This window comes from Buchnera aphidicola (Symydobius americanus), from assembly GCF_964059135.1.
Lineage (GTDB): Bacteria > Pseudomonadota > Gammaproteobacteria > Enterobacterales > Enterobacteriaceae > Buchnera_L > Buchnera_L aphidicola_AJ.
In genome coordinates, this window is the sequence record NZ_OZ060393.1 from 397,631 (window position 1) to 411,219 (window position 13,589).

Consider the following 13,589-nt stretch of genomic DNA (forward strand, 5'->3'; position numbering starts at 1 on the left):
TTATTATTTATTATGATGACGAGAACGTAATATAAATTTATTAGTTCTCTTATTATTTCTAGTCTTTTTTCCTTTAGTTTGCTTTCCCCATGGAGTAACAGGATGTTTACCAAAATTTTTCCCTTCCCCACCACCATGCGGATGATCTACTGGATTCATTGCAGTTCCTCGTACTGTAGGTCGAATTCCTTTCCATCGTGATGCGCCCGCTTTACCTAATACTTGCAACATATGTTCAGAATTACCAACTTCCCCAATCGTAGCTCTACAATGAGATAAAACTTTTCTTATTTCTCCAGATTTTAATCTTAAAGTAACATAAAAATCATCCTTAGAAATAATTTGAGCATAACTTCCAGCAGTTCTAGAAATTTGACCACCTTTCCCTAATCTCATTTCAATATTATGTATTAAAGTTCCAGTAGGAATATTTTTCATAGGCAAACTATTACCAATCCTAATCGATACTTTATCCCCAGAAATCACTTTATCTCCAATAGCAAGATTTTTTGGTGCTAAAATATATCTCCTAACTCCATCTTGATATAATACTAAAGCAATATTAGAAGATCTGTTGGGATCATATTCAAATCTCTCAATTCTTGCAGGAATATTATCTTTTGAGCGTTTAAAATCAACTATACGGTATATTCTTTTATGTCTCCCCCCAATATGACGAGTAGTAATACGACCATTGTTATTTCTACCTCCAGTCTTATGGTTAGTAGTTAATAACGATGAATATGGTCTTCCTTTATATAAATTAGGAGTTACTACCTTAATTTTATGTCGACGACCAGGAGAGGTTGGTTTACATTTTATAACGACCATATTGAATTTCTCCGATTATCTAATACTAAAAATTATTCATAAAATCCAATTTTTGACCTTTTTTTAAAGTAACATAAGCTTTTTTCCAATTATTTCGTACAATAATTTTTTTTCCTTTATTTTTTTTTTTTCCTTTCATACAAATTATATTTACTTTTTGAACATCAACTGAAAATAATTTTTCAACAGCTAGTTTAATAATATGCTTATTAGATCGAAAAGAAACCTTAAATGTAATCTTGTTATTTTTTTCAGATAGAATAGAAGATTTTTCAGATATATGAGGAGAATACAATATATCAAATAAACGATCTTTCGAAATCATATTAAAATTTCCTCAACTTTTTTTATTGCATCAAAAGTCATAATTGTATTTTTAAAATTAACTAAACTAATAGGATCAACTGACCAAACATCCCTTACACATACTTTATATAAATTACGAGAAGCAAATAACAAATTTTTATTTATTATTTCTGTAATAATTAATACTTCTTTTAATTTAAGAGATTGCAACTTTTGAATCAATAACTTAGTTTTAAAACTTGATATAGAAAAATCTTTAAATACAATTAATCTATTTTGACGTATCAATTGTGAAAAAATGCTCCTTAATGCACCGCGATACATTTTTCGATTTACTTTATGATAATAAACCTTGGGCTTAGCAGCAAAAGTTACCCCCCCAGATCGCCAAATAGGACTTCTAATTGAACCAACTCGGGCACGCCCAGTACCTTTTTGTCTCCATGGTTTTTTTCCAGAACCAGATACTTCAGATCTATTTTTTTGAGCACGACTTCCTTGACGAGCACGATTAGAATATGATGTAACTATCTGGTGAATTAAAGACTGATTAAAATCAATTTTAAATACCAAATCTGAAACTGAAATAACAGATTGTGTATCTCGAAGTACCAATTGCATATTATCCTCCTTTAACAGCTGGCTTAACAATTACATTTCCACCAACCGATCCAGGAACAGAACCCTTTACAAATAAAAAATTCTTTTGAATATCAATTTGAATAATTTTCAAACTTTGAACTGTAACACGACAATTCCCTAAATGACCAGCCATCTTTTTTCCTTTAAACACCTTACCTGGAGTTTGATTTTGACCAATAGAACCAGGTGCTCTATGAGATAATGAATTTCCATGAGTAGCATCTTGCATACTGAAATTCCATCGCTTTATAGTACCAGAAAATCCTTTCCCTTTAGATAATCCAGTAACATCAACTTTTTTTATAGAATTAAATAAACTTAAATTAATGATCTGACCTATTTTGAATTTATGATCTGCTGTTATTTTAAATTCCCACAAACCACGACCAGGAATTACACCAGATTTTTTAAAATGACCCATCTCTGGTTTATTTAATTTATTTTTTTTTTTTAATCCTGTAGTTAACTGAATAGCATGATAATGATCAAATTGTAATGTCTTAATTTGAGTAATTCTATTTTCTGTTATTTCTATTACAGTAACAGGAATAGCATTACCATCTTGAGTAAATATTCTCGTCATTCCAATTTTTGTACCAACTAATCCAAGCATATGCTATCACCAATTATAACGATATAATTATTAAGATAATAATTTATTATAATAATTTAACTCACACTAATTTGAACATCTACTCCAGCGGATAAATCCATTCTCATTAAAGCATCAATAGTTTTTTCGGTTGGTTCTATAATATCAATTAATCTTTTATGAGTACGGATTTCATACTGATCTCGAGCATCTTTATTAACATGGGGAGAAACTAACACTGTAAATCGTTCTTTTTTAGTCGGTAAAGGAACTGGACCACATACTTGAGCCCCAGTTCGTTTAGCTGTCGCAACAATTTCAAAAGTAGATTGATCAATCAATCGATGATCAAATGCTTTTAATCTAATTCGAATTTTCTGGTTCTGCATAATCTCAGAACTCCAATTATTTAAAAAGAAAATTAAAAAATAGTTTAATTAAAAATAATAAACTATTATATTTTTATAATACAACATCTATTAAAAAAGATAAAACTATAAATATATTATATAATAGAATTATGATACAACATCTGAAAAAATAAAAATATTTATTATAAAATGATATCATAACATTAAATAATATAAATTTAATAACTGTAATCTAAAAAATCAAGAAAAGAGTATACAATTATTCTCTTTCCTTGAAATAATGTATAATATATATAATCAGATACATTCGAATAATTATTAACTAATCACCTTTACTACAACACCAGCACCCACAGTCCTACCACCTTCTCTAATTGCAAAACGTAACCCATCAGCCATGGCAATAGGGTTAATTAAAGTAACTAGCATTTTTATATTATCGCCAGGCATAACCATTTCAACACCTTCAGGTAATTCAATTGAACCAGTAACATCAGTAGTTCGAAAATAAAACTGCGGACGATACCCTTTAAAAAATGGAGTATGTCTACCACCTTCTTCTTTAGATAAAATATATACTTCAGCCTCAAATGTAGTATGAGGGTGAATACTACCAGGTTTAGATAATACCTGACCTCTCTCTATTTCATCCCTTTTAGTACCTCGTAATAAAATACCAACATTTTCTCCGGCACGACCTTCATCTAATAATTTTCTAAACATTTCTACGCCAGTACAAATTGTTTTGGTAGTTGGTTTAATACCAACAATTTCCACTTCTTCTCCCACTTTAATAATACCTTTTTCAACCCTTCCGGTAACAACAGTACCTCTACCAGAAATAGAAAAAACATCCTCAATAGGAAGTAAAAAAGGATGATCAATATCTCTTTTAGGATTAGGAATATAAGTATCTAAAGCATTTGCTAAGTCTATAATTTTTGATTCCCATGCAGAATCTCCTTCTAATGCTTTTAGAGCAGAACCTCTAATAATAGGAGTATCATCACCAGGAAAATCATACTGGGTTAATAAATCGCGAACTTCCATTTCAACTAATTCTAATAATTCTTCATCATCAACCATATCACATTTATTTAAAAATACTACCATATGTGGAACACCAACTTGACGACCAAGTAAAATATGTTCTCTGGTTTGCGGCATAGGACCATCCGTAGCTGCAACTACTAAAATAGCACCATCCATTTGTGCAGCCCCAGTAATCATATTTTTAATATAATCTGCATGACCTGGACAATCAACATGCGCATAATGTCGAGATTGAGTATCATACTCTACATGCGAAGTATTAATGGTTATTCCTCTTGCCTTTTCTTCGGGAGCATTATCAATTTGATCAAAAGCACGAGCAGATCCACCATAATGTTTAGATAAAACCGTAGTAATAGCCGCTGTTAAAGTAGTTTTACCATGATCTACATGCCCTATAGTACCCACATTAATATGCGGCTTCAAACGCTGAAATTTTTCTTTAGACACAATTTTTTCCTTTATATATAACTAAAAAATAAATAAAATATTAAAATAAATTTAATATATAAAGTTATTTACTTTTTTTTTCAATAATACTTAATGAAATATTTTTAGGAATTTCTAGATAATTTAAAAATTCCATAGAATAAGATGCCCTACCTTGAGTTTGAGAACGTAAATCAGTTGCATAACCAAACATTTCAGATAAAGGAACTCTAGCAGAAATAGACTTTCCTGTCTGTAAATCTTGCAAACCTTCTATAATACCCCGTCTTCGATTTAAGTCTCCTATTACATCTCCCATATATTCTTCTGGTGTTTCAATTTCAACTTTCATGATAGGTTCTAATAAAACTGGATCAGCTTGCTTAAAACCACTTTTAAAGGCCATAGAAGCAGCAAATTTGAAAGCTAATTCTGAAGAATCAACATCATGATATGAACCAAAATGTAATCTTATCCCTACATCAACAACTGGATACCCTGCAAGCGGTCCGGATTTTAATTGCTCTTGAATACCTTTATCAATAGCCGAAATATATTCGCTCGGAATTACACCACCTTTAATATCATTAACAAAATCATATCCTGATCTTCCAGGTAATAAAGGAAATATATCAATTACAACATGACCATATTGTCCTCTTCCTCCTGATTGTTTAATATATTTTCCTTCAATATTTTTCACTGTATTTCGGATTGTTTCTCTATATGCCACTTGAGGGTTACCTATACTTGCATCAACACTAAATTCTCTTTTCATGCGATCAATAATGATTTCTAAATGTAATTCCCCCATACCAGCAATAATTGTTTGATTAGACTCATGATCAGTCCAAACTCGAAAAGATGGATCTTCTTTGGCTAATCTACTTAAAGCAAGACCCATTTTTTCTTGATCTGTTTTTGTTTTGGGCTCTACAGCAATAGAAATAACAGGTTCTGGAAATTCCATTTTTTCCAAAATAACAGGATGATTTAAATCACATAAAGTATCACCAGTAGTAACATTTTTTAAACCAATAGCAGCAGCAATATCTCCTGCTCGTACTTCTTTAATTTCTTCCCTCTTATTAGCATGCATTTGAACAATTCTACCAAAGCGTTCTTTTTGGGATTTTACTGAATTAAATACAGTATCTCCAGAAGATACCATTCCGGAATAAACTCTAAAAAAAGTCAAATTCCCAACAAAAGGATCACTAGCAATTTTAAATGCTAAAGCAGAAAAAGGAGCATCATCACTAACAATATGATCAACAGTAATTAATTTCTTATCTTGTGATGAAGTATCTATAATAGATTTTATATCTGTCGGAGAAGGTAAATATTCAATAATAGAATCTAATAATGCCTGTATTCCTTTATTTTTAAAAGCAGAACCACAAGTAATTAATATAATTTCATTATTTAAACATCTTTTTCTTAATCCTGATTTAATTTCATATTCAGATAAAATTTCGTTATTTAAATATTTTTCCATAACTTCTTCATCAGACTCTGCTGCCGCTTCGATTAATATTTGATTCCATTTTTTAGAATCATCTAACATATAATCCGGGATATCATCATATCGAAATGTAATACCTTGATCAGCATCATTCCAATATACTGCTTTCATTTTAATTAAATCAATAATTCCAAGAAACTGATCTTCTTCTCCAATAGATAATTGAATAGGTATAGGATTAGCACGTAATTTAGATCTAATTTGATCAACCACTTTTAAAAAATTTGCTCCAATACGATCCATTTTATTAACAAATGCAATTCGGGGAACTTTATATTTATTTGCCTGCCGCCAAACTGTTTCAGATTGAGGTTGAACACCTCCAACAGCACAATAAACCATCACTACACCATCTAAAATACGCATAGATCGTTCTACTTCAATTGTAAAATCTACATGACCGGGTGTATCAATAATATTAATACGATGAGGTAAAAACTGCTTTGACATACCAGACCAAAATGTCGTAGTAGCAGCTGAAGTAATTGTTATTCCTCGTTCTTGCTCTTGCTCCATCCAATCCATTGTAGCCGCACCGTCATGAACTTCTCCAATTTTGTGATTAATACCTGTATAAAACAAAATTCTCTCAGTAGTAGTGGTTTTACCAGCATCAATGTGTGCACTAATACCTATATTACGATAATTAATAATTGGTGTTGTACGAACCATATTTTCCCTTTATAAAAATAACATAATTAAAACTATATTTTATTAATATATAGTTTATATTATGAAAATTACCAACGATAATGTGCAAAAGCCTTATTTGCTTCTGCCATGCGATGAACTTCTTCACGTTTTTTAACAGCAGAACCCTTATTTTCTAAAACATCTAATAATTCATAAAATAAACGAAGAAACATTGATTTTTCTTTTCTTTTCCTTGCAGACATGATAATCCAACGCATTGCTAATGCATCCCGCCTAATTGGACGAACCTCAACAGGAACTTGATATGTAGAACCACCTACTCTTCTAGATTTAACTTCTACAACAGGACGAACATTTTCTAATGCTTCATCAAAAATCGACAATTCATTTTTTTTATGTTTTTCAGATAATTTCTGTAATGCAGTATACACAATATATGATGCAAGAGATTTTTTTCCATCAACCATTAATATATTAATAAATTTTGCTAATAATACAGAAGAAAATTTAGGATCTGGCAAAATTTCACGATTCCCAACAACACGACGACGAGACATACTTATTCTCCAACAAATTAAAATGAATAAAAATTAATAATTAAAATAAATATTATTTTTTTGATTTTTTTACACCATATTTTGACCTACTCTTCTTTCGTTCTTTAACACCAGCGCAATCTAAAGCACCTCGAACTACATGGTAACGAACTCCAGGTAAATCTTTAACACGACCACCTCGAATTAAAATAACCGAATGTTCTTGCAAATTATGACCTTCTCCACCAATATAAGCAGTGACTTCAAATCCATTAGTTAATTTTACACGACATACTTTACGTAAAGCAGAGTTAGGTTTTTTAGGAGTAGTAGTATATACTCTCATACAAACACCCCTTTTTTGAGGACATTTTTCTAATGCGGGAACATTATTTTTTATTATTCTTCGAACACGAGGTGAACGTACTAATTGATTAATTGTAACCATAAAACCCTCAAAATAAATAGATAAAACTAATTAAGAAAATTTATCAGATAAATTAATTATGAACAATCTTAACTTTGTTATATAAATAATTTAATATTAAAATTAAATATTATTAATAATTTAAAAACATTACCAATTCATACAAAGTTTATGTTTTTCTGTTAATATAATTAATTCAGAGTAATTAATGATATGAAATTTATCAGAAACCTTATTCAAAATACCTCTTGCTATTACATCTTCTCTAAGTAAGTATAAATTTATATTAGATAAATTGATTCCCTTAAAAAACGTATTATTTCTTATAGAAATCAATACACCATCTTGTAAAGCAACAAAATCATCCATAGAATTTAAAAATTTTAATATTGAATTAAAATTTACCTGAAAAGGAGAATTCATTAAAATATGTAACATAAATATATTTTTGTAAATTTAAAAATTTAATATATGATCAAATTCATATAATTTTGATCGTATTTGTTTTGAATTTAATAAATTAACAGGTAATATAAAATCAGTATCTTTAAAACAACCTCTTTCCAAAAGAGAATCATAACATAAATAAAAACTATTAATATTAAAAAAAGATAATGCACGAAATGAAAGGGAATAATTCTTAAGTAATATCCCTCGCGTATCTTGGTTACTTAAAATCTGAAAAATACCATCCTCAATAAAAAAAAGACTAAGATTATTCGTTAAACAAGATGCAGATAATACAAAATCTAATCCTTCCTTACCCAAACTATTTCCATGAGGAGAACAAGAAAATACCACAGCAATTTTTTTCATATAAATTAAAATTGAACCAATCGATCAGATTTTAAAATAGAACTTACCAACGTTCCTAAGCCAGTTAAATGAAAAGATTTATGCAAATTTCCATCAGAAAATCCCAAATCTAACGCAAGATTATCATCAATTACGCCTCTAACATATGCTGCATTAGAGCAAACATGTAAATTAATAGAAAATTTTTTACTAAATCTGCACCAAGAATATACTAAATTCTCTTCATCAATGGATGAATACAAAAATTTATTTGAATTATAAATACCATTACAATAAAAAAAAACACTGTTAATTGAGTGTATTTTAAAATGAATTAAATTTTTTGAAAATAAAAAAGCACTAATAGCATTTTCAGTGCCATATGGCGGACCCATAACAAGTATAGTATATTTCAAATTTTATTCCATCTTACAAATAATATAAGTTTATTCAATAAAATACTACATTAAATTAAAAAAAACATCATATTAAAATATAAATAATAAAAATTTTTTAAATTTTATCATATGTAAAAAAAAAAGTAAAAAATATTTCATTAACTACACACAATACAATACAAAATAAAATACTAAAAGACAAAACATATTATATTATAATGAGAAAAAAAATCACTAAAGATAAAATTGGATTAACTTTGATAAGTTTCCTATCCTATTATTTTATAGGATCAATTATTACTATCACTGGAATTCTTATGAAAAGTATTGCAAGGTATTTTCATGTCTCTATGTCTGAAATTAGTAGTACATTTACTTATTTAAATCTTGGAATACTGATTTCTATTCTATTGAACTCATGGATTACAAATTTTATATCTTTAAATAAACAGATTCTCACAGGCTTCATCTTTATAATACCCTCAATATTAGGATTAGCGTATTCAAATAATATTGCAACATTCTGTATTAGTATATTTATACTAGGATTAGTTGGGGGAATGACAATGTCTATTGGAACATTTTTGATCACATGTATATACAATGGAAAAAATAGAACATCAAAATTATTAATAACAGATTCATTTTTTAGTCTGTCCGGTATGACATTTCCAATAATTGCATCTTATTTCATCAAACACGATATATCATGGTATTGGATCTATATCATGATTGCGATGATATACTTTTTAATACTTATCATTTCTTTAAATGTAAATTTTCCAAATCACATCATCTATAATCAAAAAAAAAAATATATTAAACAAGAAAAATATCAAATCAACATTAGTATACTAACATTATGTTTTGCTGCATTATTATATATTTTAGGACAATTAGGATTTATATCTTGGATACCAGAATACTTAATACAAAATATTAATATAAATATTCAAACACTCGGAAAATTAATAAGTAATTTTTGGATGTCTTATATGATAGGCATGTGGTTTTTTAGTTATATTTTAAATTTTTTTGATTTACAAAAATCCCTATTATATTTAACGAGTATTTCTACTATTTTGATGTATCTAATTATTCATACAAAAAATATCCAATCCTTGATAATCATTATGATTATGTTAGGTTTTTTTTCAAGTGCAATTTATACCATTATCATTACATTAACCGCATTACAAAAAAAAAATGTTTCCCATAAATTAATTAATTTAATATTAACATCAGGAACATTTGGTACGTTATTAACATTTATAATTACCAGCCCGATTGTTTCTCATTTTGGAATATATATAACATTAACAATATCAAATATATTATATGGAATTATTTCAATTTTATCTTGGACATTAAAGTTTTCTAGTAACCATACAAAAAATCTTTAAAATATTTAAAATAAAATATATTTTTAAGATAAACCCATTTTATAATATACTTTTTCTAGTGTAATTTTAGCTCGTAAACTAGCCTGATGCGACCCATTATCTAAAATATCCTGCAAATATAATTCATTATTTCTAAAGTATAAAAATTTTTCTTGTAATATATTCAAAGAATAATATATAGTATCAGATACAAATTTCTTAAAAGTATTATATGATACATTATAAAATTCTTTCTCTAAAACAGATATTTTCTTTCCAGTTAAACTCGCCAAAATATTTAATAAATTTGAAATACCTGCTTTACGATTCGGTTCATAAAATATTTTATTCTCTGAATCCGTAATAGATCGAGAAATTTTTCTCAAAATAGATTGTTTATCATCTAGTAAAAATATTACATTATTTATATTAACATCTGATTTTGACATCTTTTTTGTTGGATTTAATAACGCCATAATTTTAACATGACAATCATTTAATTTATAATTTGAAGGTAGTTTAAAGGTCTTCCCATGTAGTACATTAAATCGATTAGCAATTTTTTTAGCTAATTCTAAATGTTGTTTTTGATCATGACCAACAATAATATAATCTGTTTGATATAACAAAATATCTGATGACATTAAAATAGGATAATTTAATAAACCAACATTAACATTTTTACTATTTATTTTTGATTTATGTTTAAATTGTGTCATACGGATTAATTCACCAAAATACGTATAGCAATTTAATATCCAATTTAATTGACAATGTTCAGATACCGAAGATTGAATGAATATAATACTTTTTTTAGGATCAACTCCTGAAGCTAAATAAAAAGCTAATGTATCAAAAGTAATTTTTCTTAATAATCTATGTTCCTGAAACGATGTAAGAGCATGCAAATCAGCTATACTATAAATACAGGTAGCATTATTTTGTATGATAGACCAATGAGATAAAGAACCAATATAATTCCCTAAAGTAAGATTACCTGATGGTTGAACAGCACTAAAAATAATTGGTTTAGATAAAATCACACTTCATCCTCAGAAATAAAAAAAATCAATTCAAAAATATAATTATATTATATATTATTAAAAATTTCATAAATATTTAAATACTATATAATTTACTTTTCATGTTTTGAATAATTTTGAAGTAATTTTTTGAACTAAATATAGCAGAACCAACAACAAATATATCCGCTCCAGCAGAAGCAATATCTGAAATATTACTTAATTTAATACCACCATCTACCTCTAATAAAATATTAGGAAAAAATTTATCAATCCGAATACGAATTTCACGCAATTTATCTAACATTTTTGGAATAAAACTTTGTCCAGAAAAACCAGGATTAACACCCATTAATAAAATTATATCAATCTTATCCATGGTATAATCTAAAATACTTAATGACGTAGACGGATTAAAACCTAAACCAACCTTACAACCAGAATTTTTAATTAAAGTCAATGTTTTATCAACATGATCTGTAGTTTCAGGATGAATAGTGATGCAATCTGCTCCAGATTTTGCAAAGATAGGAATTAAATTATCGACTGGTTTTACCATTAAATGTACATCAATTGGAGCTGTAATCTTGTAATCTTTCAAAGACTTTAATACCATTGGACCAATGGTTAAATTTGGAACATAATGATTGTCCATTACATCAAAATGCACGATATCACCACCTGCAGATAATGCTTTTTGTACATCTTCTCCTAATCTTGAAAAATCCGCAGATAGAATTGAAGGAGCAATAAAAAATTTTTTCATCAAAATCTCTTATATTAATAATCAATATTAGAATTAATTTATATATCTTCCAAAAATAAAATAAATCATAATAAAGTCAAATTAAATACTAATCACTTGTAAAATAGCAGATTCTATAACTTTATGATTAATATCATTAAAAATCTTTACTTTTCCAATGGAAATAGGTAAAACTAATCGAATTTTTCCGAAATGATTTTTTTTATCTCGTTGCATATAAGGAAAATACGATTCTACTTTCATTGAACAAGGTGCTTGAACAGGTAATTCACATCTCTTTAATAATTTTATTACTCGATTAACGTCGTATTTTTTCATCAATCCAAGTATTTCAGATGTTGTACACGCCATAACTATTCCTACGGAAACAGACTCACCATGCAACCAACCCTGATAATTAAAATACGATTCAATAGCATGACCGTAGGTATGACCCAAATTCAATAAAACACGAAGATTTTTTTCGCGTTCATCATTCGATACAATATTAGCTTTTAATTCACAACATCTTTTAATACAATACATTAGACTTTCTATATTTAAAGACAAAATTTGATGTAAATTTTTTTCTAACCATTCAAAAAAAACCATATCAAAAGAAATAGCATATTTTATAACTTCAGATAAACCAGAAGCTAATTGATTATAAGGCAAAGTACGTAAAAAATCTAAATTTATAATAACCGATTGAGGCTGCCAAAAAGAACCGATCATATTTTTTCCTAAAATATGATTTACCCCAGTTTTTCCCCCTATAGCAGCATCTACTTGAGATAATAAAGTGGTTGGAATTTGTATAAAACTTATACCTCTTTGATAAATAGAAGCAACAAAACCAGTTAAATCACCGATAACACCTCCCCCTAATGCAACTAATACACTATGACGATCATGCATTTTTTTTAATAATTCAGACAATAATAAATCTACTGAATTTAAATTCTTATACTCTTCTCCATCAGGAAAAACAAATTCATCTACATGAAATCCTAATTTTAATAAATAATCTAATACTATTTTTTTACAAATATGATTTAATGTAATATTAGTAACTAACATTATTTTACATCCACTTTTTAGGGGGGAAAATATGTTATCAAAACTAAATAATTTAGAACCAATTTTAATTAAATAAGAGTGGTTTTTTAAATGAACTCTTACTATCTCCATAATTATTATCCTTTCTATATAACAATAAATAACCAATCATAATTAAAATATGATCAAATTATACTTTCCTTAGATAATTCATAATATTATATGTTATTAATTTAGCGCTTTTATTATCAGTATTAATTGTAATATCTGCTATTTCCTGATATAGAGGATTGCGTTCTAAAGATAATTTATGTAAAATACTAAAATTTGAACCCGTATTTTGTAATAAAGGTCTGTTTTTATCTTTTTTAGTACGCATTAATTGTTTTTCAACAGTTGCTTTTAAATATATGATAATACCTCTAGCAGATAAAAAATTCCTTACATTCTGAGAAATAATTGATCCACCACCAGTAGCTAATATAATTCTATTCATTTGAGTTAATTCATTAATAATCTTTTCTTCTCTAATTCTAAAACCCTTCTCTCCTTCAATATCGAATATCCAACTAATATCAGCACCAGTACGTTTTTCAATTTCTTGATCTGAATCATAAAATTCCATACTAAGCTCTTTTGATAAATGACGACCAATTGTACTCTTTCCAGCTCCCATGGGGCCTATTAAAAAAATATTTCTTTTTTCTACCATATTTATAATATTACTAACAAGTTGTTTAAAATACCCAATAGTAATATTCACTATCGGTAAGAGTATATAAATAATTTAAAAAAAATATAAAATATGTTATTTTGAATATT

Annotated in this window: 17 protein-coding genes; 1 reads left to right on the forward strand and 16 read right to left on the reverse strand. The window is 27.6% G+C overall.

Annotated elements, in window-relative coordinates; all coding sequences use genetic code 11:
* Window positions 1–3: 3 nt before the first annotated feature.
* The 12 genes from rplB to tusD form a co-directional block, all read right to left on the reverse strand.
* Window positions 4–831 carry a 50S ribosomal protein L2 gene (gene rplB / locus AB4W55_RS01915; RefSeq protein WP_367672395.1) on the reverse strand — a complete coding sequence of 276 codons (828 nt, stop codon included), beginning with the start codon at window positions 829–831 and terminating at the stop codon, window positions 4–6.
* A gap of 25 nt (window positions 832–856) precedes the next feature.
* On the reverse strand, window positions 857–1,156 hold the full coding sequence (rplW, locus tag AB4W55_RS01920; protein WP_367672396.1) for a 50S ribosomal protein L23: 300 nt from the start codon (window positions 1,154–1,156) through the stop codon (window positions 857–859).
* Window positions 1,153–1,758 carry a 50S ribosomal protein L4 gene (gene rplD / locus AB4W55_RS01925; protein WP_367672398.1) on the reverse strand — a complete coding sequence of 202 codons (606 nt, stop codon included), beginning with the start codon at window positions 1,756–1,758 and terminating at the stop codon, window positions 1,153–1,155. Before rplD ends, rplW begins: the two co-directional genes overlap by 4 nt.
* A 1-nt stretch (window position 1,759) precedes the next feature.
* The gene (rplC, locus tag AB4W55_RS01930; RefSeq protein WP_367672400.1) at window positions 1,760–2,392 is read right to left on the reverse strand and encodes a 50S ribosomal protein L3; all 633 of its coding nucleotides are present in this window, start codon (window positions 2,390–2,392) and stop codon (window positions 1,760–1,762) included.
* A gap of 56 nt (window positions 2,393–2,448) precedes the next feature.
* On the reverse strand, window positions 2,449–2,760 hold the full coding sequence (rpsJ, locus tag AB4W55_RS01935) for a 30S ribosomal protein S10 (RefSeq protein WP_367672401.1): 312 nt from the start codon (window positions 2,758–2,760) through the stop codon (window positions 2,449–2,451).
* A gap of 300 nt (window positions 2,761–3,060) precedes the next feature.
* Entirely contained in the window at window positions 3,061–4,245 is a 1,185-nt protein-coding gene (gene tuf / locus AB4W55_RS01940) for an elongation factor Tu (RefSeq protein ID WP_367672403.1), read from the reverse strand.
* A gap of 64 nt (window positions 4,246–4,309) precedes the next feature.
* Entirely contained in the window at window positions 4,310–6,421 is a 2,112-nt protein-coding gene (gene fusA, locus AB4W55_RS01945; RefSeq protein WP_367672405.1) for an elongation factor G, read from the reverse strand.
* A 68-nt stretch (window positions 6,422–6,489) separates the two neighbouring features.
* The gene (gene rpsG / locus AB4W55_RS01950; protein WP_367672407.1) at window positions 6,490–6,960 is read right to left on the reverse strand and encodes a 30S ribosomal protein S7; all 471 of its coding nucleotides are present in this window, start codon (window positions 6,958–6,960) and stop codon (window positions 6,490–6,492) included.
* A 52-nt stretch (window positions 6,961–7,012) separates the two neighbouring features.
* Window positions 7,013–7,387 carry a 30S ribosomal protein S12 gene (rpsL, locus tag AB4W55_RS01955; protein WP_367672409.1) on the reverse strand — a complete coding sequence of 125 codons (375 nt, stop codon included), beginning with the start codon at window positions 7,385–7,387 and terminating at the stop codon, window positions 7,013–7,015.
* Between the two features lie 129 nt (window positions 7,388–7,516).
* Complete coding sequence (tusB, locus tag AB4W55_RS01960; protein ID WP_367672411.1) at window positions 7,517–7,804, reverse strand: sulfurtransferase complex subunit TusB; 288 nt, start codon at window positions 7,802–7,804, stop codon at window positions 7,517–7,519.
* An 18-nt stretch (window positions 7,805–7,822) separates the two neighbouring features.
* Window positions 7,823–8,182, reverse strand: a complete 360-nt coding sequence (gene tusC, locus AB4W55_RS01965) for a sulfurtransferase complex subunit TusC (protein WP_367672413.1) — start codon at window positions 8,180–8,182, stop codon at window positions 7,823–7,825.
* Window positions 8,183–8,187: 5 nt separating this feature from the next.
* Window positions 8,188–8,577 (reverse strand): sulfurtransferase complex subunit TusD, encoded by a 390-nt coding sequence (tusD, locus tag AB4W55_RS01970; protein WP_367672415.1) that lies wholly within the window; start codon window positions 8,575–8,577, stop codon window positions 8,188–8,190.
* Window positions 8,578–8,777: 200 nt separating this feature from the next.
* Between tusD and tsgA the strand changes: the two genes are divergently transcribed.
* A complete protein-coding gene (tsgA, locus tag AB4W55_RS01975) occupies window positions 8,778–9,962 on the forward strand; it encodes an MFS transporter TsgA (protein WP_367672417.1) in 1,185 nt (394 codons plus the stop codon).
* Window positions 9,963–9,985: 23 nt separating this feature from the next.
* On the opposite strand, the gene trpS is transcribed toward tsgA, so the two are convergent.
* The 4 genes from trpS to aroK all read right to left on the reverse strand — a co-directional run bounded on the left by trpS (window position 9,986) and on the right by aroK (window position 13,479).
* Complete coding sequence (trpS, locus tag AB4W55_RS01980; RefSeq protein ID WP_367672419.1) at window positions 9,986–10,984, reverse strand: tryptophan--tRNA ligase; 999 nt, start codon at window positions 10,982–10,984, stop codon at window positions 9,986–9,988.
* A 76-nt stretch (window positions 10,985–11,060) separates the two neighbouring features.
* Window positions 11,061–11,729 carry a ribulose-phosphate 3-epimerase gene (gene rpe, locus AB4W55_RS01985; RefSeq protein ID WP_367672420.1) on the reverse strand — a complete coding sequence of 223 codons (669 nt, stop codon included), beginning with the start codon at window positions 11,727–11,729 and terminating at the stop codon, window positions 11,061–11,063.
* Window positions 11,730–11,810: 81 nt separating this feature from the next.
* Complete coding sequence (gene aroB, locus AB4W55_RS01990; protein ID WP_367672422.1) at window positions 11,811–12,899, reverse strand: 3-dehydroquinate synthase; 1,089 nt, start codon at window positions 12,897–12,899, stop codon at window positions 11,811–11,813.
* Between the two features lie 58 nt (window positions 12,900–12,957).
* A complete protein-coding gene (gene aroK / locus AB4W55_RS01995) occupies window positions 12,958–13,479 on the reverse strand; it encodes a shikimate kinase AroK (RefSeq protein WP_367672424.1) in 522 nt (173 codons plus the stop codon).
* Window positions 13,480–13,589 lie beyond the last annotated feature (110 nt).